This is a genomic window from Microbacterium sp. F01 (assembly GCF_056156365.1).
Window position 1 is genome coordinate 1,711,823 of sequence record NZ_CM149592.1, and the last position, 25,523, is coordinate 1,737,345.

31 protein-coding genes are annotated in these 25,523 nt (G+C 70.9%); 19 read left to right on the forward strand and 12 right to left on the reverse strand.

Annotated elements, in window-relative coordinates:
- The gene (locus ACVN90_RS07635; RefSeq protein WP_475101531.1) at nt 1-435 is read left to right on the forward strand and encodes a cytochrome c oxidase subunit 4; all 435 of its coding nucleotides are present in this window, start codon (nt 1-3) and stop codon (nt 433-435) included.
- 54 nt (nt 436-489) lie between these two features.
- Entirely contained in the window at nt 490-1,299 is an 810-nt protein-coding gene (locus ACVN90_RS07640; protein ID WP_475101532.1) for a PP2C family protein-serine/threonine phosphatase, read from the forward strand.
- 10 nt (nt 1,300-1,309) lie between these two features.
- Here ACVN90_RS07640 and ACVN90_RS07645 read toward each other — a convergent pair whose 3' ends face one another.
- The 5 genes from ACVN90_RS07645 to ctaE form a co-directional block, all read right to left on the reverse strand.
- A complete protein-coding gene (locus ACVN90_RS07645) occupies nt 1,310-1,729 on the reverse strand; it encodes a rhodanese-like domain-containing protein (protein WP_475101533.1) in 420 nt (139 codons plus the stop codon).
- Nucleotides 1,730-1,898: 169 nt separating this feature from the next.
- Nucleotides 1,899-3,749, reverse strand: coding sequence for a cytochrome bc1 complex cytochrome b subunit (gene qcrB / locus ACVN90_RS07650; RefSeq protein ID WP_475101534.1), 1,851 nt, complete (start codon nt 3,747-3,749; stop codon nt 1,899-1,901).
- Entirely contained in the window at nt 3,746-4,825 is a 1,080-nt protein-coding gene (gene qcrA, locus ACVN90_RS07655) for a cytochrome bc1 complex Rieske iron-sulfur subunit (protein WP_475101535.1), read from the reverse strand. The genes qcrB and qcrA overlap by 4 nt, the downstream gene beginning before the upstream one ends.
- A gap of 38 nt (nt 4,826-4,863) precedes the next feature.
- A complete protein-coding gene (gene qcrC, locus ACVN90_RS07660) occupies nt 4,864-5,670 on the reverse strand; it encodes a cytochrome bc1 complex diheme cytochrome c subunit (RefSeq protein ID WP_116193665.1) in 807 nt (268 codons plus the stop codon).
- A 20-nt stretch (nt 5,671-5,690) separates the two neighbouring features.
- On the reverse strand, nt 5,691-6,332 hold the full coding sequence (gene ctaE / locus ACVN90_RS07665) for an aa3-type cytochrome oxidase subunit III (RefSeq protein ID WP_056367122.1): 642 nt from the start codon (nt 6,330-6,332) through the stop codon (nt 5,691-5,693).
- Between the two features lie 187 nt (nt 6,333-6,519).
- Here ctaE and trpD point away from each other — a divergent pair, with 187 nt between their 5' ends.
- The 3 genes from trpD (at nt 6,520) to ACVN90_RS07680 (ending at nt 9,189) form a co-directional block, all read left to right on the forward strand.
- On the forward strand, nt 6,520-7,581 hold the full coding sequence (trpD, locus tag ACVN90_RS07670) for an anthranilate phosphoribosyltransferase (protein ID WP_475101536.1): 1,062 nt from the start codon (nt 6,520-6,522) through the stop codon (nt 7,579-7,581).
- A gap of 99 nt (nt 7,582-7,680) precedes the next feature.
- Nucleotides 7,681-8,169 (forward strand): aromatic ring-opening dioxygenase LigA, encoded by a 489-nt coding sequence (locus tag ACVN90_RS07675; protein ID WP_475101537.1) that lies wholly within the window; start codon nt 7,681-7,683, stop codon nt 8,167-8,169.
- Nucleotides 8,170-8,187: 18 nt separating this feature from the next.
- A complete protein-coding gene (locus ACVN90_RS07680) occupies nt 8,188-9,189 on the forward strand; it encodes a PHP domain-containing protein (RefSeq protein WP_475101538.1) in 1,002 nt (333 codons plus the stop codon).
- A gap of 41 nt (nt 9,190-9,230) precedes the next feature.
- On the opposite strand, the gene ACVN90_RS07685 is transcribed toward ACVN90_RS07680, so the two are convergent.
- The 4 genes from ACVN90_RS07685 to ACVN90_RS07700 form a co-directional block, all read right to left on the reverse strand.
- A complete protein-coding gene (locus ACVN90_RS07685) occupies nt 9,231-9,524 on the reverse strand; it encodes an SHOCT domain-containing protein (RefSeq protein WP_475101539.1) in 294 nt (97 codons plus the stop codon).
- Between the two features lie 138 nt (nt 9,525-9,662).
- On the reverse strand, nt 9,663-10,325 hold the full coding sequence (locus ACVN90_RS07690) for a response regulator (RefSeq protein WP_475101540.1): 663 nt from the start codon (nt 10,323-10,325) through the stop codon (nt 9,663-9,665).
- Entirely contained in the window at nt 10,322-11,533 is a 1,212-nt protein-coding gene (locus ACVN90_RS07695; protein ID WP_475101541.1) for a sensor histidine kinase, read from the reverse strand. Before ACVN90_RS07695 ends, ACVN90_RS07690 begins: the two co-directional genes overlap by 4 nt.
- A 110-nt stretch (nt 11,534-11,643) precedes the next feature.
- Nucleotides 11,644-12,567: a 5'-3' exonuclease gene (locus tag ACVN90_RS07700; protein WP_475101542.1), complete on the reverse strand. Its 924-nt coding sequence runs from the start codon at nt 12,565-12,567 to the stop codon at nt 11,644-11,646.
- A 224-nt stretch (nt 12,568-12,791) separates the two neighbouring features.
- On the opposite strand from ACVN90_RS07700, the gene ACVN90_RS07705 reads away from it, so the two are divergent.
- Genes ACVN90_RS07705 through ACVN90_RS07720 form a run of 4 tightly spaced genes read left to right on the forward strand, consistent with a single transcriptional unit; the run spans nt 12,792 to nt 17,180 of the window.
- Nucleotides 12,792-13,703: a hypothetical protein gene (locus ACVN90_RS07705; RefSeq protein WP_475101543.1), complete on the forward strand. Its 912-nt coding sequence runs from the start codon at nt 12,792-12,794 to the stop codon at nt 13,701-13,703.
- Entirely contained in the window at nt 13,700-14,962 is a 1,263-nt protein-coding gene (locus ACVN90_RS07710; RefSeq protein WP_475101544.1) for a cytidylyltransferase domain-containing protein, read from the forward strand. The genes ACVN90_RS07705 and ACVN90_RS07710 overlap by 4 nt, the downstream gene beginning before the upstream one ends.
- Entirely contained in the window at nt 14,959-15,831 is an 873-nt protein-coding gene (locus tag ACVN90_RS07715) for an N-acetylneuraminate synthase family protein (protein WP_475101545.1), read from the forward strand. The genes ACVN90_RS07710 and ACVN90_RS07715 overlap by 4 nt, the downstream gene beginning before the upstream one ends.
- Entirely contained in the window at nt 15,828-17,180 is a 1,353-nt protein-coding gene (locus tag ACVN90_RS07720; protein WP_475101546.1) for a DUF6716 putative glycosyltransferase, read from the forward strand. The genes ACVN90_RS07715 and ACVN90_RS07720 overlap by 4 nt, the downstream gene beginning before the upstream one ends.
- Here ACVN90_RS07720 and ACVN90_RS07725 read toward each other — a convergent pair.
- Nucleotides 17,099-17,578, reverse strand: a complete 480-nt coding sequence (locus ACVN90_RS07725; RefSeq protein WP_475101547.1) for a hypothetical protein — start codon at nt 17,576-17,578, stop codon at nt 17,099-17,101. The genes ACVN90_RS07720 and ACVN90_RS07725 overlap by 82 nt on opposite strands.
- Nucleotides 17,579-17,850: 272 nt before the next feature.
- A complete protein-coding gene (locus ACVN90_RS07730) occupies nt 17,851-18,378 on the reverse strand; it encodes a hypothetical protein (RefSeq protein WP_475101548.1) in 528 nt (175 codons plus the stop codon).
- Nucleotides 18,379-18,698: 320 nt separating this feature from the next.
- Here ACVN90_RS07730 and ACVN90_RS07735 point away from each other — a divergent pair, with 320 nt between their 5' ends.
- From ACVN90_RS07735 to ACVN90_RS07765, 7 genes are all read left to right on the forward strand, one after another.
- Nucleotides 18,699-19,067, forward strand: coding sequence for a hypothetical protein (locus ACVN90_RS07735; protein WP_475101549.1), 369 nt, complete (start codon nt 18,699-18,701; stop codon nt 19,065-19,067).
- Between the two features lie 49 nt (nt 19,068-19,116).
- Nucleotides 19,117-19,482, forward strand: coding sequence for a TraR/DksA family transcriptional regulator (locus ACVN90_RS07740; protein WP_475101550.1), 366 nt, complete (start codon nt 19,117-19,119; stop codon nt 19,480-19,482).
- A 1-nt stretch (nt 19,483) separates the two neighbouring features.
- The gene (locus tag ACVN90_RS07745; protein ID WP_475101551.1) at nt 19,484-19,924 is read left to right on the forward strand and encodes a YchJ family protein; all 441 of its coding nucleotides are present in this window, start codon (nt 19,484-19,486) and stop codon (nt 19,922-19,924) included.
- A gap of 39 nt (nt 19,925-19,963) precedes the next feature.
- Entirely contained in the window at nt 19,964-20,740 is a 777-nt protein-coding gene (locus ACVN90_RS07750) for an isocitrate lyase/PEP mutase family protein (protein WP_475101552.1), read from the forward strand.
- Between the two features lie 61 nt (nt 20,741-20,801).
- Complete coding sequence (locus ACVN90_RS07755) at nt 20,802-21,896, forward strand: NAD(P)-binding domain-containing protein (RefSeq protein ID WP_475101553.1); 1,095 nt, start codon at nt 20,802-20,804, stop codon at nt 21,894-21,896.
- 10 nt (nt 21,897-21,906) lie between these two features.
- Nucleotides 21,907-22,119 (forward strand): SCO4848 family membrane protein, encoded by a 213-nt coding sequence (locus ACVN90_RS07760; RefSeq protein ID WP_475101554.1) that lies wholly within the window; start codon nt 21,907-21,909, stop codon nt 22,117-22,119.
- A gap of 53 nt (nt 22,120-22,172) precedes the next feature.
- The gene (locus ACVN90_RS07765) at nt 22,173-22,817 is read left to right on the forward strand and encodes an SDR family oxidoreductase (RefSeq protein ID WP_475101555.1); all 645 of its coding nucleotides are present in this window, start codon (nt 22,173-22,175) and stop codon (nt 22,815-22,817) included.
- Between the two features lie 3 nt (nt 22,818-22,820).
- Here the strand turns inward: ACVN90_RS07765 and ACVN90_RS07770 are convergent, their stop codons facing one another.
- On the reverse strand, nt 22,821-23,114 hold the full coding sequence (locus tag ACVN90_RS07770) for a DUF503 domain-containing protein (RefSeq protein ID WP_475101556.1): 294 nt from the start codon (nt 23,112-23,114) through the stop codon (nt 22,821-22,823).
- Nucleotides 23,115-23,167: 53 nt separating this feature from the next.
- Between ACVN90_RS07770 and ACVN90_RS07775 the strand changes: the two genes are divergently transcribed.
- The 3 genes from ACVN90_RS07775 to ACVN90_RS07785 all read left to right on the forward strand — a co-directional run bounded on the left by ACVN90_RS07775 (nt 23,168) and on the right by ACVN90_RS07785 (nt 25,288).
- On the forward strand, nt 23,168-24,217 hold the full coding sequence (locus ACVN90_RS07775) for a zinc-dependent alcohol dehydrogenase family protein (protein ID WP_475101557.1): 1,050 nt from the start codon (nt 23,168-23,170) through the stop codon (nt 24,215-24,217).
- Nucleotides 24,218-24,332: 115 nt separating this feature from the next.
- On the forward strand, nt 24,333-24,500 hold the full coding sequence (locus tag ACVN90_RS07780) for a hypothetical protein (RefSeq protein WP_475101558.1): 168 nt from the start codon (nt 24,333-24,335) through the stop codon (nt 24,498-24,500).
- Between the two features lie 2 nt (nt 24,501-24,502).
- The gene (locus ACVN90_RS07785; RefSeq protein ID WP_475101559.1) at nt 24,503-25,288 is read left to right on the forward strand and encodes a PH domain-containing protein; all 786 of its coding nucleotides are present in this window, start codon (nt 24,503-24,505) and stop codon (nt 25,286-25,288) included.
- The last annotated feature ends 235 nt before the right edge of the window (nt 25,289-25,523 follow it).

Sequence of the window (25,523 nt, forward strand, 5' to 3'; positions counted from 1 at the left end):
GTGCGTACGAACACCGGACTCTGGTGGCTGCTGGCCGTCTTCTTCCTGCTGGTCGCGATCATCTACACCGGCTGGAGCATCATCGCCCACCCCGACCTGCCGTGGTACAACGGCATCGAGTGGGTCGGCAGTGTGGCGCTGCTGTTCACCGCGCTGATGGGTGCGCTCATCGCGTTCTACATCGGGAAGGTGCACAAGGCGCAGGGCGGGGAGCTCCCCGAAGACGTCCTCACCTCCGACATCGACGACGGCGACCCCGAGCTCGGTGAGTTCAGCCCGTGGTCTTGGTGGCCCATCGTCCTCGCCTTCTCGGCGTCGCTCGCCATGATCGGCCTCGCGGTCGGCGCGTGGCTCATGCCCATCGGCATCGCCGTGTTCGTCGTTGCGATCGTCGGCTGGGTCTACGAGTACTACCGCGGCTACTTCGCCCGCTGACCCGGCACTGCCGGCCCGCATGGCTCATTGCGTGACGCGCACGGGGGCCCGTCTGTGACGGGGCCCCGTGCGCTTCTGCGTGCGGCGGCGTGCTCCGACATCGGCCCGCACCGCGCGACCAACCAGGACGCCGCGTTCACGGCCTCGTGGGGCGCCGCTGTGGCAGACGGCGTCGGGGGAGGACCCGCCGGCGACTTCGCCTCGGCGGCCTTCATCCACCGGCTGGCCGCGGGCCGCCTGGACGGCCTCGAGCCGATCCAGCTCGCCGACGCCGTGCGGTCGGCCAACTGGGATCTGCGCGCCCACGTGGAGCGCGACCCTTCGCTGAGCGGCATGGCCACGACATTCACCGGTCTGTTCGCCGCGCGCGACAGCGGGCTTCTGCTCGCGCACACCGGAGACTCGCGGGCGTATCGTCTGCGGGGCGGCGAGCTCTCGCAGGCGAGCCGGGACGACTCGCTTGTGCAGGCGCTCGTCGATCGAGGGATCGTGTCGATCACGGATGCTGCGTCCCACCCGCGTCGCAACATCATCACCGCTTCGCTCAGCGGGGCGGAGCGCGATGCCGCTGCGGTGACCGCGTTCGACGCGCAGCTCGGCGACCGGTGGCTGCTGTGCAGCGACGGCCTCACCGACTACGTGCCGGATGACGAGATCCGCGCGCTCCTTCTGGAGTTCCCGCACGCAGGGACAGCGGTGGAGGCGTGTGTGGCGGTGGCTGTCGAGGCCGGTTCCCAGGATAACGTCACTGTGGTGGTGGCCGACGTCGTCGACGTGGCCGCCGAGATCGGCGGCGGACCCACGCATACGTCGTTCTACGGGGCCGCCGCCGAGCGGTTCATGGAAGGACTGGAGTCGGCCTGAGGTCTGCTGCTCAGCCGGCGACAGGAGCGCGGACGACCATCACCTGGGCGTCGAAGACGCGGGGGAGCGCGCCCTCGTCGTTCTCAGCGGGTTGCCCCTCCCGCACCCAGTACTCGTAGCCGCCGATCATCTCCTTGACGGCGTAGCCGAGCTTGGCGAACTCGATCGCGCCTTTCGCACCGGCATTGCAGCCCGGGCTCCAGCAGTAGACGACGACAGGGGTCGAGGGGTCGATCTCGCGCGGGGCGCGATCGGCGATCTCGCGGTATGGCATGTGGATCGCGCCGCGGATGCGCCCCTGGCCCCAGGCCTCGTCGCCACGGACGTCGACGAGGACGAACCGCTCACCGGCCTTCTGCGCGGCGTACACGTCGGAGGAGTCGGTCTCGAGGGCGAGTTTGGCGGAGAAGTACGAGAGCGCATCTGTCATGTCTCCACGCTAAGCCGGTGGGGGAGCTCCCAACGCCGGGTGCGCGGCCACACGTCGTCCGATTCCTGCCGATCCGGGGGAGCGGTGCGGGTTGCAGCGCCCCGATGACGAATGCCCCGGTGCGATCGTGAAGATCGTGCCGGGGCATCCGTCTGCGAAGTTCGGCGACCTACTGGTCGGACTCCTTCTCGCGGTTGCGCGGGGCCTTCGTGCCGGGCTCGGGCTCGGGCACGATGACGTTCGACGGGCGCACGGGAACCTCGCCGTGCTTGCCGTCGTCGATCGGCTTGTGCGGAGCGTCGGGAACACCGGCGCGCTCGTGAGCCGCCTGGATCTCGAGGTCCTCCTCGGCCGCGATGTGGTCGAGGTCGTGGTGCTGGTGGGCCAGCGCCGCGTCGAGCTCGGACTGGGTCACTGCCGTGAGGCGGTCCTCGAAGAACCAGCGCGAGATCGAGGCGCGGAGGTTCTCGTGCCACGGGATCTGACCCTTGGCGTTCGGGCGCACCACGAGCGGCTCGTAGGTCTCGAAGTACGCCAGCTTGAAGCGCTCGTAGTCGTCGACGGGCTGGTGCACCTCGATGTACTCGCCGCCGGGCAGGCGGACGATGCGGCCCGACTCGTAGCCGTGCAGCGCGATCTCGCGATCCTTCTTCTGCAGCGCGATGCAGATGCGCTTCGTGACGAAGTACGCGATCAGCGGGCCCAGGACCAGCAGAGCCTGGAGCGTGTGGATCACACCCTCCATCGTCAGCCAGAAGTGCGTGGCGATGATGTCGGAGGCTGCCGCCGCCCAGAGCACCGCGTAGAACGTGACTCCGGCGGCGCCGATCGCTGTGCGGGTCGCCGCGTTGCGCGGACGCTGCGCGATGTGGTGCTCGCGCTTGTCGCCGGTGACCCACGACTCGATGAACGGGTAGATCAGCACGAGGACGATGAACAGGCCGAGCCCGACGAGCGGCACGATGATGTTGAACGACCAGGTGCGGTCCAGGAAGACGAACTCCCAGCCCGGCGGGACCAGACGCAGCGCGCCATCCGCGAAGCCGATGTACCAGTCGGGCTGGGTTCCGGCGGAGACGGGGGACGGGTCGTACGGACCGTAGTTCCAGATCGGGTTGATCGTGAACAGCGAGGCGATCAGCACGATCACGCCGAACGTGATGAACAGGAAGCCGCCCATCTTCGACATGTAGACCGGCATCATCGGGTAGCCGACAACGACGCTGTTCGTGCGCCCCGCGCCGGCGAACTGTGTGTGCTTGTTGATCACCATCAGCATGAGGTGGACGACGAGCAGGCCGACGAGGATCGCGGGCAGCAGCAGGATGTGCAGGGTGTAGAGGCGGCCGACGATGGCGTCTCCCGGGAACTGTCCGCCGAACAGCAGGAACGAGGTCCAGGTTCCGATGATCGGGATGCCCTTGACCATGCCGTCGATGATGCGGAGGCCGTTGCCCGAGAGCACGTCGTCGGGGAGCGAGTAGCCGGTGAAGCCCTCGCCCATCGCGAGGATGAAGAGGATGAAGCCGATCACCCAGTTGAGCTCGCGCGGCTTGCGGAACGCACCCGTGAAGAACACGCGCAGCATGTGCACGCCGATGCCGGCGACGAACACGAGGGCGGCCCAGTGGTGCATCTGGCGGACGAGGAGACCGCCGCGCAGATCGAACGAGATCTCGAGGGTCGACGCCATGGCGGCCGACATCTCGATGCCTCGCATCGGCAGGTACGCGCCGTTGTAGTGCGTCTCGGTCATCGAAGCCTGGAAGAAGAACGTCAGGAACGTGCCCGAGAGAAGCACGACGACGAACGCCCACATAGCGATCTCGCCCAGCATGAACGACCAGTGGTCGGGGAAGATCTTGCGGCCGAGCTCCTTGACGAAGCCCGACAGGCTCGTTCGCTCGTCGATGTAGTTCGCGGTGGCGCCGATGAAGCGCCCGCCGAGCGGGCGGTCACCGTTGCGCGAGACGGGAGCCGCCGGAGCCGCAGGCTGCTCAGTGACGGTTGAGGTGCTCAATGACGCTCCCAGAAGCTCGGGCCGACGGGTTCGAGGAAGTCGCTGCGGGCGATGAGATAGCCCTCGTCGTCGACGGTGATGGGCAGCTGCGGCAGCGGGCGGGCCGCCGGGCCGAAGATGACCTTCGCGTGGTCGGTCACATCGAACTGCGACTGGTGGCACGGGCACAGCAGGTGGTGGGTCTGCTGCTCGTACAGCGCCACCGGGCAGCCGACGTGCGTGCACACCTTGGAGTACGCGACGATGCCGTTGTACGACCATTCCTTGCGATCCTCCGACTCCGTGAGCTGCTCGGGCAGCATGCGGATGAGGAGGACGATCGCCTTGGCCTTCTCGTCGAGGTACCCCTCGCTGTGCGAGACGTCGGCGAGTGCTTCGGGGATCACGTGCACGGCGGAACCGAGGGTGAGGTCGGCCGCCTTGATGGGCTCGCCCGACGGGTCGTGCGCCAGGCGCATGCCCTCCTTCCACATGGTGTGCTCGAGGAGGTACACCGGGTCGCCGGCGTGCGGCTTCTCCGGCGAGTTGAAGGGCGCGAGACCACGGAACAGCACCACGCCGGGCACCACGGACGCCACGAGTGCGGCGATCAGCGAGTTGCGGACCATCGCACGGCGACCGAAGCCCGAGTCGGCGTCGGCGTCGGCGAAGGCCTTGATGGCGGCCTCACGCGTCGTGTCGCGACCACGGGTGGCGTGGCGCGGCTCCACGAACTCCTTGTCGGACATGACGGCCTTGGACCAGTGGATGGCACCGATGCCGATGGCGAGCAGCGCGAAGGCGATGCCGAGTCCGATGAAGAGGTTGTTGTTGCGGATGTCGACGATCCGCCCGCTCTCGATCGGGAACAGCATGTAGGCGGCGATCGCCCAGATGCTGCCGGCGATCGACAGGTAGAAGAGCGTGTAGATACCCCGGACCGCGCGCTTCATCGAAGCGGGGTCCTTGTCGGTCATCCGCTCGCGGTGCGGAGGGAGGCCAGGGTTGCTCACCGGGTCCGTGACCGCGACGGCGAGCCCGGGGGAGGGCTTCCAGGAAGCCCTCTCGTGCTCTAGCGGGTCGTCCTCGTGGGCCATGCTGCTCCTCGTCAAGTGTTACGTGTGTCGTGCGTCGATCAGTTGGACTTCGCCGTGATCCACACGGTGATGGCGATCAGCGAGCCGATGCCGAAGATCCAGATGAAGAGGCCCTCGGAGACGGGGCCGAGCGAGCCGAGCGAGAATCCGCCCGCGGACTCGTTGTCCTGCAGGTAGAGCAGGTAGGTGATGATGTCGCGCTTCTCTTCGGTGGTCAACGTCATGTCGTTGAACACCGGCATGTTCTGCGGGCCCGTGACCATCGCCGCGTACATGTTGAGCGGGGTGGTGGTGTGCAGGGCCGGGGCGTACTTGCCCTCGGTCAGCGCACCGCCGGCGCCAGCGACGTTGTGGCACATCGCGCAGTTGATGCGGAAGAGCTCGCCGCCCTCGGACGCGCTGCCTTCACCGTCGAGGACCTCGTCGTCGGGGTAGGTCGGACCGGGCGCGATCGACTGGATGTAGGCGCCGATCGCGGTGATCTGCTCCTCGGTGAACTGCGCCGGCTTCTGCGGAGCCTGCGGGCCCTGCATCTGCAGCGGCATGCGGCCGGTGCTCATCTGGAAGTGCACCGCCAGCTCGCCGACGCCGTAGAGCGACGGGCCGTCCTCGGTGCCCTGCACATCGAGGCCGTGGCACGTGGCGCAGTTGGCCTGGAACAGCTTCTTGCCGTCCTCGGCGGTGAGCGCGGAGTTCGTGACGGTGGTCTCGGGCGTCGTGGCCGCCATCGCTGCGGATGCGCCGGCGTAGACGCCGCCCGTGATGAGCAGGCCGATGCCGATCAGTGCGGCTGCAGCCCAGGGGCTCCGGCGGCCTTTCGAGCGGCGCGTGGTCTCTCGTGCCATTTCGGGTTTCAGCTCCGCTCTCACTTGAGGAAGTAGATGACGAGGAAGAGGGCGATCCAGACGACATCGACGAAGTGCCAGTAGTACGACACGACGATCGAAGAGGTCATCTCTTTGCGCCCGAAGTTCTTGACGGCGTACGCGCGTCCGATGACGAGGAGGAAGGCGATGAGGCCACCCGTCACGTGAAGGGCGTGGAAGCCGGTGGTGAGGTAGAAGGCCGACGCGTATGAGTTGGCGCTGATCGGCATACCCTCGGCGACGAGCTGGGCGTACTCCCACACCTGGCCGGAGACGAAGATCGCGCCGAGCGCGAACGTCAGCCAGAACCACTCGACCATGCCCCAGCCGAGCCAGCCCCGCTTCTTCGTCGAGTAGGGCTGGAAGCGCTCGGCGGCGAACACGCCCATCTGGCACGTGACCGAGGACAGCACGAGGATGATCGTGTTGACAGTCGCGTACGGGATGTTCAGCAGCTGCGTCTCCTGCGCCCACAGTTCGGGCGAGGTGTTGCGCAGGGTGAAGTAGATCGCGAAGAGGCCCGCGAAGAACATCACCTCGCTGCCGAGCCACACGATGGTTCCGACAGCGACCGGATCCGGCCGCTTGACGGACCGCATGGCCTGGGAGTAGGTCGCTGTGGAGGTCGTCACGCTCCCCATTATGGCCGATCCGAAGCCGCGATTTTCGCATCGGAGGCCATGTCTTCGCCCCGATGCTGACTTAGGGGAACCTAAGAGGACCCTGCGACTCTGCCGTGAACACGTGGTGAAGACGCAGAATCGCACACACGGTGCCCCCGTGTCACGAAACGGTTCCGATTCCCGAGCCGGGCTAGGCTTCTCGGTTATGGCGGAGCTGTACACCTGGCCCGGAATCCTCACCACGCTGCTCGAGGGGCGCGACCTCAGCGTCTCGGAGTCCACGTGGGCGATGCGGCAGATCATGTCGGGCAGCGCCACCCCCTCTCAACTGGCGGGTTTCCTGGTCGCGCTCCGTTCGAAAGGCGAGACCGTCGACGAGATCGTCGGCTTCCGCGACGCGATCCTCGAGGCCGCGCTGCCGCTTCCCGTCGACGCCGCGGTCCTCGACATCGTGGGCACCGGCGGCGACCGCTTCGGCACCGTCAACGTCTCGACGATGTCGGCGCTCGTGGCCGCAGCATCCGGGATCCCGGTCGTCAAGCACGGCAACAAGGCCGCCAGCTCCTCGTCGGGTTCGTCTGACGTGCTGGGCGCGCTCGGGGTCGACCTTGCGCTGTCGCCGGACGCCGTGGCCGAGACGCTGTCCCGTGCGGGCATCACCTTCGCGTTCGCGGGCGCGTTCCACCCCGGCTTCAAGAACGCCGCGGCGACGCGCAGCGAGCTCGGGGTCCCCACCGTCTTCAACTTCCTCGGGCCGCTGTGCAACCCCGCACGAGCCGAGGCGAACGCGGTCGGCGTCGCCCACCTCGACCGCGTGCCGCTCATCACCGGCGTGTTCCGCACACGCGGTGCGACGGCGCTGGTGTTCCGCGGTGACGACGGACTGGACGAGCTCACCACGACCGGGCACAGCAGGCTCTGGGAGGTCAGCCGCGGAGACATCCACGAGCACGACCTCGACCCGCGCGACCTCGGCATCCCGCTGGCCGACATCGACGACCTCCTCGGCGGCGACCCCGTCCACAATGCGGACGTGGTGCGCCGTGTGCTCGGCGGCGAGGAGGGTGCGGTGCGCGACATCGTGCTGCTGAACGCCGCGGCGGGAATCGTCGCCTACCGGCTGTTCCGCGACGCCGGCCAGGTGCAGCGGCCGATCCTGGAGCGCCTCGCGGAGGCGCGCGACGACGCCGCCGCCGCGATCGACAGCGGCGCGGCGACGGCCACGTTGGATCGCTGGGTCGAGACCACCCGCGCACTCGCGTCCTGATGTGCGCGACGCGCCGGGTATTCTCCGGCGCGCGCTCTTCCGCCGCGCCGCGCGGCGCCGCTAGCGTGTGGCTCAACGACCCGCATTCGAGGAGGACGCATGAGTGAGGAAGAGCCCCGCACCACCGACGTGATCGAGCCCCCCGAGAAGAAGGTCGGCCTCGTGAAGGCGGTCGGCATCCTCGGGATCATCGGCGGTGTGCTGCTGATCGTCGTCGGAATCATCGCGTGGATCGGCGTGACGACCCAGCTGACGGCCGAGAACATCACCATCCCCGACGACGCCGCGGCGTTCCAGGGTCAGCAGGTCACCGGACCCTTCACCGCCTACGTGCAGGCCGACATCATCAACACGCACGCGCTCGAGGCGTCGGGCGGCAAGACGTACGCCGAGCTCGACCAGGACGACCCGGTGCGCGCGACAGTGATGCAGGCGTCGTTCCTGCGCGCGTCGCTCTTCACGTCGGTCGTCGCCTACGGCGTCGCGCTCTTCGCGGCGGGCATGGGCGTGCTGGCGATCCTGTTCGGCTGGGCGATCCACCGCCTGGCGAGCGCGCCGGTGGTGATCAGGCGGTCCAACGTCTACTGATCCGCCGGGCAGCCACACGTGAACCCCCACGACGCGCTCACCGAGATCGCCACGCTCCTCGAGCGTGAGCGGTCGTCCCGGTACAAGTCGAAGGCGTTCCGCGCGGCGGCCGATGCGATCGAGGGCCTGAGCGACGCAGAGCTGCGGGACACCGCGGCTCTGCGTCGCCGCAAGGGGATCGGCGACTCCACCCTCGCCGTGATCCAGCAGGCGCTGGCCGGCGACGTGCCCGGCTACCTCGTCGATCTGCGCGAGCGCGCCGGCGTCCAGCGCACGTCGACGCTGCGGCCGCTGCTGCGCGGGGACCTCCATTCGCACAGCGACTGGTCGGACGGCCTCACCTCGATCGACCTCATGGTCGACGCGGCGCGCGCCCTCGGCCACGAGTACCTCGCCCTCACCGACCACTCGCCGCGGCTGCGGGTCGCGAACGGTCTCTCACCCGATCGCCTGCGCGCACAGCTCGAGGTCGTGGCGGGCATGAGCGGCGATGGGTTCACCCTGCTGTCGGGCATCGAGGTCGACATCCTCGAGGACGGCGCGCTCGATCAGGAGCCCGATCTGCTTGCCGAGCTCGATGTCGTGGTCGCGTCCGCACATTCGAAACTGCGCATGGAGCGCGGCCCGATGACGCGGCGCCTGGTCGCTGCGGTGTCGAGCCCCCACATCGACGTGCTCGGTCACGTCACCGGCCGTCTCGTCGAGGGGTCGCGGGGCACGCGCCCGCCGTCGAGCTTCGACGCGCGCGCGGTGTTCGAGGCCTGCGAGGCCCATGGCGTCGCGGTCGAGATCAACTCCCGGCCCGAGAGGCAGGATCCGCCCGACGCGCTGATGGCGCTGGCGCTGGAGATCGGATGCCTCTTCTCGATCGATTCGGACGCGCACGCGCCCGGCCAGCTCTCGTTGCTCGACTACGGCGCCGAGCGCGCCGAGCGCATCGGCGTGCCGGCCGAGCGCATCGTCACCACGTGGCCGCTCGACAAGCTGCGCGCGTGGACCGGACGCGACCGCGGCGCCTGAGCCCGCGCTGACGGGCCGGCGGCGCAGCCGCGTCGACGGCCCTACCGAGCTGCGTTGGCGCGCAGCACCTCGAGTCGTGCGCGGTACTCGGTCTCGTCGATGTCGCCCTTCGCGAAGCGCTCGGCGAGGGTGGTCTCGGCTTGACGGGCCGGGTTGCGACCGTACGGTCCGTAGCCGTTCTCCGCGGCTGCGCGCCGCCACCGGCGTCCGAAGATCGCGAAGAGGATCGCGAACAGCGCGATCCAGAACAGCGGGATCAGCAGGAACCACCAGCCGAACCCCCACGGTCCGGCGATGTGAGCGGCCACGATTCCCGTGGCGAGTGCAGTGGACATGCGGAATCCTCTCTCGGAACCGGCCGCGCCGGGACGGGCGACCGGATGCCTCGAGTCAACGCGGGTGGCGGCATCCGTGAATCCGACCGGTGGAGTGATCTCGACTGCTCCCGGCGGAGTAGCCGGGAGCGGATCGGGTCAGTCCGGCCGCGAGCCGACGAGCCCGGAGTCGTACGCGATGATGACGAGACGGACGCGGTCGCGGGCGTAGAGCTTCTGCATGATGCGCGACACGTGCGTCTTCGCGGTGAGGGGCGACAGGTGCAGGCGGGCGCCGATCTCGTCGTTCGTGAGCCCCTCCGCGACGAGGCGCAGCACGTCGACCTCGCGCTCGGTGAGGGTCTCGAGCAGGCGAGGGTCGGGCGCCGCACGCAGGCCCGACGCGGCCCTGTCGAGCAGCGTGCGGGTGACGCGGGGGGAGAGGAGCGCGTCGCCGGCGGCCACGGCGCGCACCGCGCGGATGAGGTCCGCCGGTTCGGTGTCCTTCACGAGGAACCCGCTGGCGCCGGCGAGCACCGCGCGGATCACATACTCGTCGAGTTCGAACGTCGTCACGATCACGACGCGCACGCCGGCCAAGGCGGGGTCGGAGGAGATCTGCTCGGCAGCCCACAGTCCGTCGCCGTCGGGCATGCGGATGTCGACGAGGGCGACGTCCACGGCGGTCTCGCGCAGTGCGCGCAGCAGTTCCTGGCCGCCGGACGCCTCGGCGACGACCTCGAGGTCGGGCTCGGAGTCGAGAAGGGCCCGGAAGCCGGCGCGCACCAGTTGATGGTCGTCCGCGAGCGCCACGCGGATCATGCCGCACCCCGCCAGGGGAGACGGGCGACCACGGCGGTGCCGCGCGTGCCGCTGTCGACGGTGAGCGCGCCGCCAGCGAGCTCGGCGCGCTCGCGCATGCCGCGGAGGCCGCCGCGCTCGGACGCGGTCGCGGGGATGCCGGCGCCGTCGTCCGCGACGGTGAGGACGAGGTCGTCGGCGTCGTGCTCGACCGTGACGGTGGCGTGCGGGGCCGCGGAGTGGCGCACCACGTTGGTCAGCGCCTCCTGCGCGATGCGGTACGCCGTGGTCTGCACGGCGCTCGGCGGGGCATCGCCCGCGAGTCGGTCGTCGAGGGCGACGCTCAGGCCGAGCCCGGTGCGGCCGGCGACGAGGCTCGGCAGCTGCGCGAGCTGCGGCTGCGGCGTGAGCGGCGCCGTGTCGGGCGCGCCGATCTCGTCGCCGCGCAGAAAGGCCAGGACTCCCCGCACCTCGTCGAGGCCCGTGGCGCTGAGGCTCCGGATGTTCGCGAGCGCTTCGCGGGCCCGCTCCGGCTCGCGGTCGAACAGGTGCAGCCCCACCCCGGACTGCACCGCGATCTGGCTCAGCGAGTGCGCGAGCACGTCGTGCAGCTCGCGCGCGATGCGGTTGCGCTCCTCCTGCTCGGCGGCGCGGCGCCGAGCCGCCATCTGCGTGCGACGCTCCTCGGCGCCGCGGATCCGCGCGCGGATGCCTTCGCCGACCACGAAGCACAGCGCGAGGCCCACGGTCGCGAACGCGATGCGGGCCGGGTGCCAGTCCACGCCGACGAAGTCGGCGCCGACGACGACGCCGAGCCACGCGATCCCCACCGACACGAGCGCCCAGACGCGCGCGCCGCGCACGACGGCGCCGATGATCGCGAAGACCAGCGCGAGCGGCGGCGGCCCTCCGACGGGCGGGATCAGCAGGTCGACGGCGCAGAGCGCGGCCACGACGGCGACGGTCGGGCCCGGCAGTCGGCGGGCCGCGAGCAGGACGAGAGCGGATGCTGCGGCCAGTGCCAGGCTGGTCACCGCGGCGGTGAGCGGCACCCGCTGCCACCACGACAGTGCGATCGTGCCCGGCACCTGCACGAGGAGCGAGAGGAAGACCGGAACGAGGAGCACGACGGCCGCCGGCGGGCGGAAGCGCGGGCCGAACTCGTCGGTGGCGGAGGTGCGCAGCCGGTAGCGGCTCGCACTCGTGGCGTCGCGCACGGGCCCGGGCATGCGCACGATCGTACGCCGCGGGCTTCTGTGAGGAATCTGACCGCGGGAGCCCGTCGCGTACTCCCGTGGGAGTACGCGACGCCGGCGCCGCACGGCGTCGAGCGGGCGGATCAGACCGTGTCGAGGGCGTCGATGATGCGATTCATCGACGCACCCAGCGCCCACCGCTCGGCGAGGGACGCAGCATCCGTCTTCCCCTGCTCGGTGAGGGGGCGCAGGCGCGGGTCGGGCACGTCGAGGGGGAGGTCGCGGACCACGGCCACCACCTGCGGCGCGACGGCGAGGTAGGGGAGACCGGCCAGCACCTTGGCGCGCACGCCCGCGGACATGCCCTCGCCGAGCTCGGCCGCGGCGATGATCCCGGCGAGGTCGCCGTGGGTCGCGAGGAGCCCCGCGGCGGTCTTCTCGCCGATCCCGGCGACGCCGGGGAGGCCGTCGGACGAGTCGCCGCGCAGGGTGGCGAAGTCGGCGTACTGCGACGGCAGCACGCCGTACTTGGCGACGACGGACGCGTCGGTGAGGACCTCGAGGTTGCTCATGCCGCGTGCGGTGTACACGACGCGGACGTCGCGCGCGTCGTCGACCAGCTGGAAGAGGTCGCGGTCGCCGGTGACGATGTCGACGGGCATGGTCGCGGTCGTGGCGAGGGTGCCGATCACGTCGTCGGCTTCGTGGGCGGCGACGCCGACGATGCGGATGCCCAGCGCGTCGAGCACCTCGCGGATGACGGGCACCTGCACCTCGAGCGGATCGGGCACCACCTCGACGTCGGGCGCGCCCGCGACGACCTCGGCGACACGATGCGTCTTGTACGTCGGGATCAGGTCGACCCGCCACTGCGGTCGCCAGTCGTCGTCCCAGCACGCCACGAGATGCGTCGGGCGATAGGTGGTGACGAGCCTGGTGATGATGTCGAGGAACCCGCGGACCGCGTTGACGGGCGTCCCGTCCGGGGCGCGCACGGTATCGGGCACCCCGTAGAACGCGCGGAAGTACAGGGACGCGGAGTCGAGCAGCATCAGGCGGTCGGTCACGCGTTCATCCTGGCATGCACCGCCGACGCGCACCCGCGGCATGTGAACGCCTCAGCACGTCGCCTGCGCGTCGCGGCCGCGGCATCCCGCGCCTCGCAACCCGCCGTTCACCTGCCGGACCGGCCCCGGTCTCACGGCGGGACCCCTCGCGTTCACGTCCGGCGCCCACCGTGGGGAGACAGTGCTGAGCCCGATCGTGAGGCCCAGCCGGGAGGAGGCGCCCCATGGGTCGCGAGGATGTGCTGGCGTGGGTCGAGTCGCCCCTGCAGCTCGTCGGCGCCGCGGAGTGGGCGGCCGCCCACCGCACGACCGTTCCCGTGGCCGGCCGGCTGACGCCGCAGATCTCGGCCACCGCCGACGAGCTGCTGTCGCGCGGCGCGCGCTTCGGCGAGCTCGCGCCCTACCTCGGCATCCCGTGGGGCCTGCTCGCCCGCCACGGCCACTGGCTGGTCGGCGATGGGTTCTCGGGTCAGTTCCGGCTTGCGGCCGCTGTGCTGCGCCCGCACCGCATCACCTTCCTCGATGACGGCGCCCACGCGATCGCGTACGCCGACACGCTCCTCGGCCGGCGCCCCTACGCCCGTCCGAACATCGACGAGCACGGACTCACCACCGTCGTCGCCCCGTTCGCCGCCGAGCTCGTCCACCGTCGCGCGACCGCACGGCGCGCCGGGATGTTCACGGCGTTCGACCTCGGCGCCGACCGCCTCGACGCGCTCGCGGACCACGGGTTCGGCATCCGTCGCCACGACTTCTCCTGGACGCGGCAGAGCGCGCCCGCTGCGCCGGAGCTCGGTCGCCGTGTCATCCTCGGCAGCGCGCTGCCGGTCGACGGGCGGATGCTGCTGCTCGACTACGTCCGGTGGGTGCGGGATGCCGCGGCCGGCGGCGCCGTGTACCTCCCTCACCGTCGCGAGACGGCGGAGCAGCTGGACGCCGTCGCAACCGTCCCGGAGCTGCGGATCCACCAGCCCGGTCTGCCTGTCGAGCTCGTGCTCGCCGGTGCCAGAGGTCCGCTCGACGTGTACACGCTGCCGTCGAGCACCACGACCACGCTCCCGCTGGTGCTCGCCGGCACGGGGGCGACCTTGAACATCGGCCGCGTGCGCCGGTCGGCCCGGACGGCGGCGGCATGAGCGAGGCCGTCGCCATCATCCCCGCCCGCGGCGGCTCGAAGGGCGTGCCGCGCAAGAACCTGCAGCGCGTCGGCGGCGTCCCGCTGATCGCGCGCGCGGTCGAGGCGGCCAGGCGCTGCCCGGCGATCGACCGCGTCGTCGTCACCACCGACGACGTCGACATCGCCGCCGTCGCCGCCGAGTGGGGTGCGGAGGTCGTCCAGCGACCCGCTGAACTCTCCGGCGACCTGGCGAGCAGCGAGAGCGCCCTGGTGCACGCCCTCGAGACGCTCGAGGCGCGCAAGGTCGACGTGGGTGTGCTCGCGTTCCTGCAGGCGACCTCGCCCTTCATCGACGTCGACGCGCTCACCGCCGCCGTGCAGCTCGTGCGCTCGCGCCGACGCGACAGCGTCTTCTCGGCGGTCGAGACGTACGGGTTCCTGTGGGAGAAGGGCGTCGGCAGCGCGGCCGAGCCCGTCAACCACGAGATCGACGTGCGCCCGCGCCGGCAGGACCGCGAACCGCACTACCTCGAGACCGGCGGCTTCTACGTCATGCGGGCGGCGGGCTTCCGCGCGGCGAACCACCGCTTCTTCGGCAGCGTCGGCATCGCGGAGGTCGCCCCGCGCACCGCGATCGAGATCGACACCCTCGACGAGCTGGAGCTCGCGCGCACGCTCGCGCCCCTCGTCGACCGCGACGCGTTCGGCGCCCACGCGGGCGCGATCCCCGTCGACGCGGTCGTGACCGACTTCGACGGCGTCCACACCGACGACACGGTGCACGTCGATCAGAACGGCGTCGAGTCCGTCACCGTGAGCCGATCGGACGGTATGGGAGTCGGGATGCTGCGAGCCGCCGGCATCCCGTTCCTCATCCTCTCGACCGAGACGAACCCGGTCGTGGCGGCCCGCGCGCGCAAGCTCGGCGTCGACGTGCGACAGGCCGCGGCCGACAAGGCGGCGGTGCTGCGCGAGTGGGCGGGGGAGCAGGGCATCCCGCTCTCGCGCATCGCCTACGTCGGCAACGACGTCAACGACCTCGGCTGCCTCGAGATGGTCGGGTGGCCCGTCGCCGTGCCCGACGCCCACCCCCTCGTGCTCTCCACCGCGCGCGTCGTGCTCGACCGCCCCGGCGGAGCCGGCGCCGTGCGCGACCTCGCCGAGCGCGTGCTCAGCGGCAGGTCGGCCACGGCCGTTGCCGACGCGCTCCGACCGGCCATGTCGCCCGTGCGAGCCACCGCATCCGATCACCCCACAGCACCACAGGAGGCCTCATGACCGTCACCATCGGATCCCGCGTCGTCGGGGGCGGACGCCCCGCGTACGTCATCGCCGAGATCGGGCTGAACCACAACGGCGACGTCGACATCGCCAAGCGGCTCATCGACGTGGCGGCGGACGCCGGCGCGGACGCGGTCAAGTTCCAGAAGCGCACTCCCGAGATCGCCACCCCGGAGCACATGCGCGACATGCCCCGCGACACCCCGTGGGGACGCATGACGTACCTCGACTACCGTCGGCGCGTCGAGTTCGACCGCGAGCAGTACATCGAGATCTCGGACCACGCGCTGCTTCGCGGCCTCGAGTGGTTCGCGTCGCCGTGGGACGTGCCGAGCGTGGCCTTCCTCGAGGACCTCGGCGTCGTCGCGCACAAGGTGGCATCGGCATCGCTCACCGATGTCGAGCTGCTGCAGGCGCTCCGCGACACGGGCAAGCCGGTGATCCTGTCGACCGGCATGTCGACGATCGAGCAGATCGACGCAGCGATCGACATCCTCGGCACCGACCGCCTCGTGCTGATGCACGCCACGTCGACGTACCCGATGGAGCCGGAGGAGGCCAACCTCCGCATGATCCCGGCGCTGCGCGACCGCTTCCCGGGCGTTCCGGTCGGCTACTCGGGCCACGAGCGCGGCCTGCAGATCTCGCTCGCGGCGGTCGCCCTCGGCGCCGTGGCGGTGGAGCGGCACATCACGCTCGACCGCACGATGTGGGGTTCGGACCACGCCGCATCGCTCGAGCCCGCGGGCCTGCAGCACCTGGTGCGCGACATCCGTGTGATCGAGGCGGCCCTCGGCGACGGCGTGAAGCGCGTGTACCCGGGTGAGCTCGCACCCATGGCGAAGCTGCGCCGCGTTCCCGCGTGAGTCCCCGCTCGACAGCAGGCGGGCGGGCGCGGGTCGTCGCGATCGCCGACACCGACTCCTACGTGAAGTGGGCGGCGGCGCTGCTCGGGGGTGTCGGCGAGCGATGGGATGCCTCGCTCCTGGTGCTCGAGACTCCGCTCGTGGTCAGCGATGCCCAGCTCGCCTCCGCGCTGAGCGGGAGCGGGCTGGGGCAGGACCGCGTGGAGCGGATCGCCTACGCCGACCTCGCCGCCCGGCTCGCCGAACTGGGCGCGGATGCCGTCGTGATCGGAGCTCGCGGGCCGCTCGTGCGCGTCCTCGCGCGCGACCTGGCCGCGCTGGAGCCGCGGCCGGTCGTGGTGACGGGGCTTCCGGGCATCTCGATTCCCGCCACGCGCAAAGCCGTCGTGTACCGGCTGCAGTCCGACCTGTTCGTCGTGCACTCGCGCCGCGAGGTGCGGGAATTCGGCGCGCTGTCGGTGCGCACCGGGTACGCGCATCGGTACGCCCTCGCGACGCTGCCCTTCGCCCGCGGTGCCGTCACCGCCGGCGGCGGCACACCCCCGGAGTCCACCGGCACCGACCTCGTGTTCGCGACGCAGGCGAAGGTCCCCGCCGAGCGGGAGGACCGGCTGCGGGTCGCGCGCATGCTCGTGCGGGCGGCCGAGGCGGATCCGTCGCGACGCGTCGTGGTGAAGCTGCGTGCCGCATCGGGCGAGCACCAGACGCACGCCGAGGTCGACGGCTACCCCGAGCTGCTCGCCTCGCTCGGCCCGCTGCCGGCGAACCTCGTGACCTCGACGGGTGCCATGGGCACCGCGCTCGACACGGCGGAGGGGCTCGTCACCGTCAGCTCCACCGCGGCGATCGAGGCGATCGCCCGCGGCATCCCCGTGATCGCACTCGACACCTTCGGCGTCTCGCCGCACCTCATCAATGAGACGCTCGCCGATGCGGACCTGCTCGCGAGCGAGGAGGACGTCGTCGCGCGCCGGTTCCGCCACCCGGATCCCGAATGGCTCGACGACAACTACTTCCACGCCCCGGACGCCGACGACTGGACCGCCCACGTCGAGGCGCTGCTCGCGCAGCGGTCGGCGGGACGGCTCCCGGCGCGCGCGTCCGTGGCGCGCCGCGGGGGCGGGCTGCGCGACGCGTGGGAGCGCAAGGTCGCCCTCGGACGCAGCGACACGTCATCCTCGGGCGCGATGGCGTACGCCGTCGGCGTGCCGCTGCGCGCGGTGGTGCGGCTGGCGAAGCGCGCGCGCCGCTCTCTCGCGGTGCAGGTTCAGCAGCCGGGACCGGTCGGGTCTTCGACGCAGGTCCTGTCCACGAGCGCGGTGCGCACCTCGACGACGCGCACGCCGTAGCCTGTCGCCTCGGCGCGGACCACGCCGGGAACCGTCCGCCATGTGCCGCTTCCGAAATCGACGGATGCTGCGTACTCGACCGTCACCGACACCGGATACGTTCCGCGCGCCTGGTACACGTGGCTCGTCGCGGTCGGCGTGAACTGCCCCTGCCCGAGGCTCGACCAGGACGCGCCTCCGGTGGTCGCACGCGTGGTCGTGCCGTCGCCGTTGTCGAACACGTAGGCGACCGGGACGAAGCGCACGGTCACGTCCCAGCCGAGCACGGTGCCCGGGATGCGCTGCTCGGATGCCGCGGCCAGCAGGTTCGTCGGCATGCCGACCACGCCGAACCCGGCCGGCTCGCCACCGAGCGTCGGCTGTGCGGGCCGGAAGGAGGCGATGTCGGCGAGGGTCACGTCGGGGACGCCGATGACGCTGTATTCGATGCAGCGGTTGAGCGGCCCGCAGTCCTCGGGCTCGGCCGGGGCTTCGGGCTGAACACCCGTGCCCGAGTTCGACCGGGGCGCTGCGTTGTCGGCGTTGCCAGGCCGAGATTCGCCAGCGCCAACGCTGATGCTCGAACCGCTGTTGTCTACCTCGCAATAAGTCCAAGCGCTCGATCCCGAACAGTCAGAGTTCGGCGAGCCATGCGCTGGCCCCAGGATGGCGAGCGCAACCAGGGAGGCCGCTATGAGTTGCACCGGGAGTCTTCCACCGCATCGCTGGTGCTGACGCTGAGCCCCGTCGGCGTTGGTGATTCGACGAACGTTACCTGTAACGCGTACGCACCTGGGCGGTTGGGAGAAACCATCGACTGTCCGTCTGCGTTCGTTACTTGAACTGCACTCACGTCACTGCACACGACCGCATCAACGGTTCCGTCCGTAACGGCGCCGGCGTGGAAACTCATGACAGCCGTATCGCCATTGACGATCCACCCGTCGGCATGCATCTGCGAGAGCGACTTCCGCTCGTTGGCGTTCGCGTCCCCCGTCGTCCAGCCATACACGGCCTCGAACGTCTCCGGGTCGCTCAGATCCACTTGGTTCAGCGCGTCCACGTAAGCCCGGTACGTCTCCTCGGCCGCAGCGAACGCCTCTTCCTCGCTCGAGAATCCGGGCGTCGGCGTGGGATCCACCGGCTCGGGAGTGGTGCACCCGGCGAGCGCGAGCAGGAGCAGCCCGCTGAGCGCCGCTGCTGTCACCCGAGTCCTCACGCCCCCACGCTATCCGCCGGCGTCGACGCCCGGCGGAGTTATCCACAGCGCAGGCGAAGAAGCCGGCGATCGCGTCCGGGGGGTGTCGCAGATCGCCGGCTCCGGGCGGGTCGGTGAGACCGCCCCTCGTGCCCTCCGGGGGTCGGGCACGAGGGGTGGTCCCGGGCGACTCATCGCCTGCAGGGGTTTCGCGGAGAGGACCGGGATTCCCCGTCGCGCGATGCCTTCAGGCTAGAAGCTCCTCCTGGGAGATCCCTATCGCCTGACCACACGAACGCCGCGCACTGGCCGTGCAGCCGCTGGGCTGTCATCATGACGCCATGCGCATCGCCGGACCGGTCGCCTGCATCGTCCTCGTCGCCTCTCTCGCCGCGTTGAGCGGCTGCGCCTCGTCGCCGCAGCCCGTGATCGCTCCGGTCACCCGCGACGTGGGCGACCTTCAGGGTGAGACCGTCGAACTCGTGGTGGGTCAGGTGCTCAACATCGACACCGGCGATCTCGCCGTGGACAGCTACAGCGGCGTCGTCTCGGATCCGTCCGTCGCGAAGTTCACGGCGGGTCGCGAAGAGGGCGGCGCGACGTACAACCCGGGGGTCGAGGGGCTTGCCGAGGGAACGACGAAGGTCGTGCTGTCGAACGACGACGGCGGCATCGAGGACGTCACCTTCACCGTGGACGTCTCGGGCTGATCCGGCACGGCTGCGGCGGGGAGGCGGCATCCGGGCGTAGTCTCATGCGATGACCTCAGCGGCGAGCCGGACAGAGCTCCGTGGGCTCCTGGACGAGCTGCACGACGCCGCCACGGTGCGCCTCGCTGCGATCGACGAGACCCTCGACGAGCTCCGCGCGGATCGCGGCTCCGACGTCGCCGACGACGAGCACGACCCCGAAGGCGTCACGCTGTCGGGGGAGTGGTCCCGGGCGGTCGCCCTCGAAGAGGCCGCCCGCCGCGAGATCGGCGAGATCGACGAGGCCGTGAAGCGCTGGGAGGCCGGCACCTACGGCGTCTGCATCGACTGTGGTCGCGGCATCCCGATCGCTCGTCTTCGCGTGCGTCCCTTCGCAACGCGCTGCGTGTCGTGCGCCGAGAAGGCCGGCGTCTGACGTGTCGTTCGGCGCCGCGGCATCCCGAGCCGCCCGCGACGGCTTCCCGCGCGTCGCAGACGCGGATCCGTGCCCGTGCGGCAGCGGTGATCGCTTCGACGGATGCTGCGCCCCCGCGCTGCGCGGAACCCCGGCGCCGACCGCCGAACGTCTGATGCGCTCGCGATACACGGCGTTCGTGGTCGGTGACGCGGTGTATCTCCACGACACGTGGCATCCGGGCACGCGACCCGCGGAGTTGACGCTCGACCCCGAGCAACGCTGGACCGGGCTCGAGATCGTCGACGTCGGTGACGGCGGCGACGGAGACATGCGTGGCGTCGTGGAGTTCCGCGCTGCCTGGCGCCACGGCCGCGATCGCGGCGAGCTGCACGAGCGGAGCCGCTTCGTACAGCAGGGCGGGCGCTGGTGGTATCTCGACGGCCAGATCCATCCGAGTTGACGGGTCCGCGCTCCTTCGGGCGCCGATAGCGTGGCAGTCATGACCACTCAGGCTGAGAAAGCACAGACCCTCGCCCGACTGCACGCCGCCCCCGAGATCCTGCGCGTGGTGAATGTGTGGGACGCCGTGTCGGCCCGCACCATCGCCGCTCTCCCCGATACCCGAGCCATCGCCACGGCGGGCCACTCGATCGCCGCGACCTTCGGCTACCCCGACGGCGAGATCCCGCTCGAGACCACGCTCGACATGGTCGGCCGGATCGTCGAGGCCGTGGGCGACCTGCCGGTGAGCACCGACCTCGACGCCGGCTACGGCGACCCGGGCGAGACGGTGCGCCGGGCGATCGGCAAGGGCGTCGTCGGCGCCAACGTCGAGGACCGTCTCGTGCCGCTCGACGACGCGGTCGCCACCGTCGAGGCGATCATCGCCGCGGGGGCGGCGGAGGGCGTGCCCTTCGTCCTCAACGCGCGCACCGATGCGTTCGTGCGCGCCGGCAAGCGCCCGGTCGAAGAGTCGATCGCCGATGCGATCGAGCGCGGCCGCGCCTATCTCGCCGCGGGCGCCGACCTCGTGTTCGTGCCCGGCATCCTGAACGCCGACATCACGCGGCAGCTCGTCGAGGGGATCGGCGAGCGCAAGATCAGCGTCATCGGCCTGCCGGGCGCTCTGTCGGCGTCCGAGTACGAGGCGCTCGGCGTCGCCCGCATCTCGTACGGCCCCACGACGCAGCGCGTCGCGCTGACGGCGCTGCAGGATCTCGCCGCCGACCTCTACGCCGACGGCGTCATCCCGGCGTCCACGCGCGCGCTGAACTGACGCGCCTCTCGTCCGATCGGCTCGCGGGAATCCCCGCGGGCCGATCGTCGTTGTGCCGGGCATGGAGCCCGCACCCGTCGACGTCGTCGTGATCGGTGCCGGGCAGGCCGGTCTTTCCGCCGCGTATCACCTGCAGCGCCGCGGATTCGTCCCGCTCGAGCGCGCGGATGCCGCGGATCAGACGTTCCTCGTGGTCGACGCGAATCCCGAACCCGGGGGAGCGTGGCAGCACCGCTGGCCGTCCCTCCGCATGGCGACGGTGAACGGCATCCACGAGCTGCCTGGGTTCGCGGTGCCGCCGGCGGATCCGGCGGCCGCGAGCCGCGACATCCTTCCCGCGTACTTCGCGGAGTACGAGGAGCGCTTCACTCTCGACGTGCTCCGGCCCGTGCAGGTGAAGGCGGTGCGCCGCGCCGACGACGACCCGAGCGGCCGGCTGGTGGTCGAGACCGATCGCGGCACGTGGGCCCCGCGCTTCGTGATCAACGCGACGGGCACGTGGACGCGCCCGTTCTGGCCGAGATACCCGGGGCAGGAGCGCTTTCGCGGGCGCCAGCTGCACGTCGGCGACTACGTTTCGGCCGAAGAGTTCCGCGGCCAGCGGGTCGTCATCGTCGGCGCCGGGATCTCGGCGGTGCAGCTGCTCGATGAGATCTCGCACGTCGCCGACACCTCCTGGGTGACGCGGCGCGAGCCGGAGTGGGTCGAGGACGACTTCGACATCCCTGCGCGCGTCGCCGCCATCGCCGGCGTCGAAGACCGTGTGCGCCGCGGCCTTCCGCCCGGCAGCGTGATCTCGGTGACCGGCATGCACTGGACGCCCTGGGCGCGGGCCGCCGAGGCACGGGGCGTGCTGGTGCGGCATCCGATGTTCGCCTGGATCGAGGAGGACGGCGTGCGCATGCCCGACGGAACGCTCGAGCGCACCGACGTCATCCTGTGGGCCACCGGCTTCCGGCCCGCGCTCGACCACCTCGCGCCGTTGCGCCTGCGCACGCCCGAGGGCGGGTTCCGGGTGGGGAACGGGCGCTCGATCGATGAGCCTCGCCTGTTCCTCATCGGCTACGGCCCGTCGCAGTCGACGGTCGGCGCGAACCGAGCCGGCCGCGACGCCGTCCGCGCCATCGTCGCCGACCCCGTCGCGCTCGCCGCATAGGCTCGAACGTGTGACGCTGCTCGCCGTACTGCTGTTCCTGAACGCTGCCTTCAACGTCCTCGTCTGGCCGACGTTCTACCGCCGGGTCGCGAAGGACCCCCGCGCGCACGACGCCCAGGGCAAGGCGACCCGGTTCCTCGTCGTGCACACGGTGCTCGTCGCGATCGCGCTGACGCTGGCCGCAGCATCCGTCATCGCAGGCATCGCCGCGCTCGTCGCGTGATGCGCGCGCCCGCGAGCGCGGCGTAGCGTGGAACGCACGACGAAGGGGGAATCATGGCCCGCATCCTGATCTTCGGCGGCCACGGAAAGGTCGCGCTGCTGCTCGAGCCGCTCCTCGTGGCCCACGGACACACCGTGACCGCGGTGATCCGCAACGCGGACCACGAGGCCGAGGTCGCGGCGACAGGCGCGCAGCCGCTCGTCGCGGATGTCGAGGCGCTCGACCTCGACCAGCTCGCCAACATCGTCGCCGGCAACGACGTCGTGGTGTGGTCGGCCGGCGCCGGCGGCGGGAATCCGTCGCGCACGTACGCGGTCGATCGCGATGCCGCCATCCGCTCGATGGACGCGGCTCTGGCCGCCGACGTGCTGCGTTACGTGATGGTGTCGTGGGTGGGATCGCGTGCAGACCACGGCATCGCGCCCGACGCCTCGTTCTTCCCGTACGCCGACGCGAAGTGGGCCGCCGACGCGCACCTGGCCGCGAGCGCGCTCGACTGGACGATCCTCGCGCCCGGCACGCTCACGCTCGATCGGCCCACCGGGCGCATCGCTCTCGATCCGGACGACGGAGGTGCTGTCCCTCGGGCGGATGTCGCCGCCGTGATCGCCGCGACCATCGCGGACGACACCACGATCGGGCGGACCATCCGGTTCGGCGGCGGCGACGAGGCGATCGGCCACGCGATCGCGGGCTGAGCCTCAGTCCTCGCTGGAGTGCAGTCCGCGGCGCGCCGACAGCAGCGTCACCTCGGGGTGATCGGCGACCAGGCGCTCGGCGTGGTCGAGCACGTCGCGCACGTGCGACGACCCCGACGCCACGATCGAGACGCCGATCCTCGCCCGGCGGTGCAGGTCGTGCTCGCCGACCTCGGCGGCGGCAGCCTCGGTGCGCCGGCTCAGGTCGGCGATGAGCGGACGCAGCACGCTGCGCTTCTCTTTCAGCGAGCGGACGTCGCCGAGCAGCACGTCGAACTCGATCCACCCGATCCACATGGGTCCATCGTGCCAGCGGCCGGGCGGGGTGCCCGTCGCCGTAGGCTCGTGTCATGCTCGCCACCGTCATCCACGCCGCCCGCGACATCCGCGTCGAGAACGTGCCCGATCCCGTGCTGTCCACCGGCGCCGACGCGATCGTGCGCGTGGTCGCCGCCTGCGTGTGCGGTTCCGACCTCTGGCCCTACCGCGGCGTCACACCCACCAACGAACCGCACCGCATCGGCCACGAGTTCGTCGGCATCGTCGAGGAGGTGGGCGCCGAGGTCGAGCTTGTGCGCCCCGGTGACTTCGTGATCGCGCCGTTCTATGTGTGCGACGGAACCTGCGCGAACTGCCGCAACGGCGTGAGCACCTCGTGCCTCGCCGGCGGCTGGTGGGGCAGCGATGACCGCTTCGGCGGCTTCGCCGACGGCGGTCAGGGTGAGCGCGTGCGCGTGCCGCTCGCCGACGGCACCCTCGCCGTCGTGCCCGGACCCGTCGCGGATGACGAGATACCCGGCCTGCTCACCCTCAGCGACGTCATGGGCACAGGGCACCACGCCGCGGTCTCCGCCGGCGTCGGCCCGGGCGATTCCGTCGCCGTGGTAGGCGACGGGGCGGTCGGCCTCTGCGCGATCATCGCGGCGAAGCGCCTCGGCGCCACCACGATCATCGCGATGTCACGTCACGCGCAGCGCCAGGCGCTCGCACGCGAGTTCGGCGCCACCCACGTCGTGGAGGAGCGCGGCGATGCCGGCGTCGAGGCGGTGCGCGCGCTCACCGGCGGCATCGGCGCGGACCGCGTGCTCGAATGCGTCGGCACCAAGGAGTCGATGGACCAGGCGCTGCGCTCGACGCGCCCCGGCGGCATGGTCGGCTACGTCGGTGTTCCCAACGGCGGCCCCGAGCTGCCCGTGCGGCAGATGTTCAACCGCAACGTCGGCGTGAACGGCGGCGTCGCGCCGGTGCGGGGCTACATCGATGAGCTCCTGCCCGACGTGCGCTCGGGTGCGATCCAGCCCGGCCGCGTGTTCGACCTCGAGCTGCCGCTCGACGACGCCGCCGAGGCGTACGCTGCGATGGACGAGCGTCGCGCGACGAAGGTGCTGCTGCGGCCCTGAGCGCTCCGCACGGCGCGCCAGAACCCCGCCTGCGCGATTCGCGACGCGCCGCGCGCCTGCGCGTGACAGGGTGTTCGTGGGGTAGAACAGCAGGAAGTCGAAGGGATCCCGAACCGTGAAGCTGATCAAGCGCATCGTCGTGGTGCTCGTCATCGCGTTCGCGGCGTTCTACCTCATCACCCGCCCGCAGGACGCGGCCAACGCGGTGCAGGGAGCGGTCGGCGCCGTCTGGGGCGCCGGTGTCGCCGTGGTCGACTTCTTGATGGCTCTCGCCCAGGGCTGAGCATGTTCGATCCGCGGATCGAGAAGCACCTGATCTCGGATCAGGGGGAGCACGTCGTCGACGAGGTACGCAAGCACTGGGCGGCCACGGTCTCGGCTGTGCTCGAGCTCTTCGGCGGCATCGTCGTCCTCCTCCTCACTTTCTTCGTTCCGCCGCAGGCGTGGTGGGTGCCGGCGCTCCTGGGCGCGGCGGTGACCGTGCACGCGATCTGGCGGATCTTCGAGCAGCACACCGACCGCTTCGTCATCACCAACATGCGCGTCTTCCGCGTGCACGGCATCCTCTCGCAACGCATCGCGACCATGCCGCTCGCGCGCATCCTCGACATCTCGGTCTACAAGCCGCTCGTCGGCCGCATCTTCGGCTACGGGCATTTCGTCTTCGAGTCGGCCGCACAGGAGCAGGGCCTCCGCGAGATCAAGTACGTCGGCGATCCCGACCAGCGCGGCCTCACGATCCAGCGCGTCATCCAGCAGGCCGGCCTCCGCGGTGCGGCGGGGCGTTCGGGAGTCGACCCGTTCGCGGGGGCGCCCCTCGCGCACCCGCCGCAGCCGCAGCCGGAGGCCGCAGCATCCGTCACCGTCACCCCTGTCGCCGACGACCGCAGCCCGACCGCTCCGGTTCCCGACGTGCGACGCGGCTCGACGTCGTCGGGGTGGGACTGGCTCGCCGACGCCCAGCGGCGAGAGGACGAGCGGCTCGCGCAGCTGCGCGGGGAGGCGGCACCGTCGCCGGCGCCCTTCGATCCGGACCGCACGAACACCGCGCCGATCGAGCTGCCGCGCTGACCGGAACGGATGCTGCACCCCTCGATGACGGGTGATTTCGGGTCCGCCGGGAACATCGCAGGCGACCCGGCCGTTCTGATACCCTGGAGTGTCACTCGTGTGGCTGTTTCGCCACGCCTGAGTTCCGGTTCGCGCCGGTGATCGGTTTCCCGTCAGGGTCCGAGTGGCATCGCTGGAAATCCGCTTCGCCTCGGTTCGAGGCATCCGTTCGCCCTCGTGCGGCGGAAGCCGCTGA

Excerpts from the sequence above, each read along its gene's own strand:
- ACVN90_RS07645 (WP_475101533.1), bottom strand. The coding sequence starts at position 1,729 with ATGACAGATGCGCTCTCGTACTTCTCCGCCAAACTCGCCCTCGAGACC.
- qcrA (WP_475101535.1), bottom strand. The coding sequence starts at position 4,825 with ATGGCCCACGAGGACGACCCGCTAGAGCACGAGAGGGCTTCCTGGAAG.
- qcrC (WP_116193665.1), bottom strand. The coding sequence starts at position 5,670 with ATGGCACGAGAGACCACGCGCCGCTCGAAAGGCCGCCGGAGCCCCTGG.
- ctaE (WP_056367122.1), bottom strand. The coding sequence starts at position 6,332 with ATGGGGAGCGTGACGACCTCCACAGCGACCTACTCCCAGGCCATGCGG.
- trpD (WP_475101536.1), top strand. The coding sequence starts at position 6,520 with ATGGCGGAGCTGTACACCTGGCCCGGAATCCTCACCACGCTGCTCGAG.
- ACVN90_RS07675 (WP_475101537.1), top strand. The coding sequence starts at position 7,681 with ATGAGTGAGGAAGAGCCCCGCACCACCGACGTGATCGAGCCCCCCGAG.
- ACVN90_RS07685 (WP_475101539.1), bottom strand. The coding sequence starts at position 9,524 with ATGTCCACTGCACTCGCCACGGGAATCGTGGCCGCTCACATCGCCGGA.
- ACVN90_RS07690 (WP_475101540.1), bottom strand. The coding sequence starts at position 10,325 with ATGATCCGCGTGGCGCTCGCGGACGACCATCAACTGGTGCGCGCCGGC.
- ACVN90_RS07695 (WP_475101541.1), bottom strand. The coding sequence starts at position 11,533 with ATGCCCGGGCCCGTGCGCGACGCCACGAGTGCGAGCCGCTACCGGCTG.
- ACVN90_RS07705 (WP_475101543.1), top strand. The coding sequence starts at position 12,792 with ATGGGTCGCGAGGATGTGCTGGCGTGGGTCGAGTCGCCCCTGCAGCTC.
- ACVN90_RS07710 (WP_475101544.1), top strand. The coding sequence starts at position 13,700 with ATGAGCGAGGCCGTCGCCATCATCCCCGCCCGCGGCGGCTCGAAGGGC.
- ACVN90_RS07715 (WP_475101545.1), top strand. The coding sequence starts at position 14,959 with ATGACCGTCACCATCGGATCCCGCGTCGTCGGGGGCGGACGCCCCGCG.
- ACVN90_RS07735 (WP_475101549.1), top strand. The coding sequence starts at position 18,699 with ATGCGCATCGCCGGACCGGTCGCCTGCATCGTCCTCGTCGCCTCTCTC.
- ACVN90_RS07740 (WP_475101550.1), top strand. The coding sequence starts at position 19,117 with ATGACCTCAGCGGCGAGCCGGACAGAGCTCCGTGGGCTCCTGGACGAG.
- ACVN90_RS07750 (WP_475101552.1), top strand. The coding sequence starts at position 19,964 with ATGACCACTCAGGCTGAGAAAGCACAGACCCTCGCCCGACTGCACGCC.
- ACVN90_RS07755 (WP_475101553.1), top strand. The coding sequence starts at position 20,802 with ATGGAGCCCGCACCCGTCGACGTCGTCGTGATCGGTGCCGGGCAGGCC.
- ACVN90_RS07765 (WP_475101555.1), top strand. The coding sequence starts at position 22,173 with ATGGCCCGCATCCTGATCTTCGGCGGCCACGGAAAGGTCGCGCTGCTG.
- ACVN90_RS07770 (WP_475101556.1), bottom strand. The coding sequence starts at position 23,114 with ATGTGGATCGGGTGGATCGAGTTCGACGTGCTGCTCGGCGACGTCCGC.
- ACVN90_RS07775 (WP_475101557.1), top strand. The coding sequence starts at position 23,168 with ATGCTCGCCACCGTCATCCACGCCGCCCGCGACATCCGCGTCGAGAAC.
- ACVN90_RS07785 (WP_475101559.1), top strand. The coding sequence starts at position 24,503 with ATGTTCGATCCGCGGATCGAGAAGCACCTGATCTCGGATCAGGGGGAG.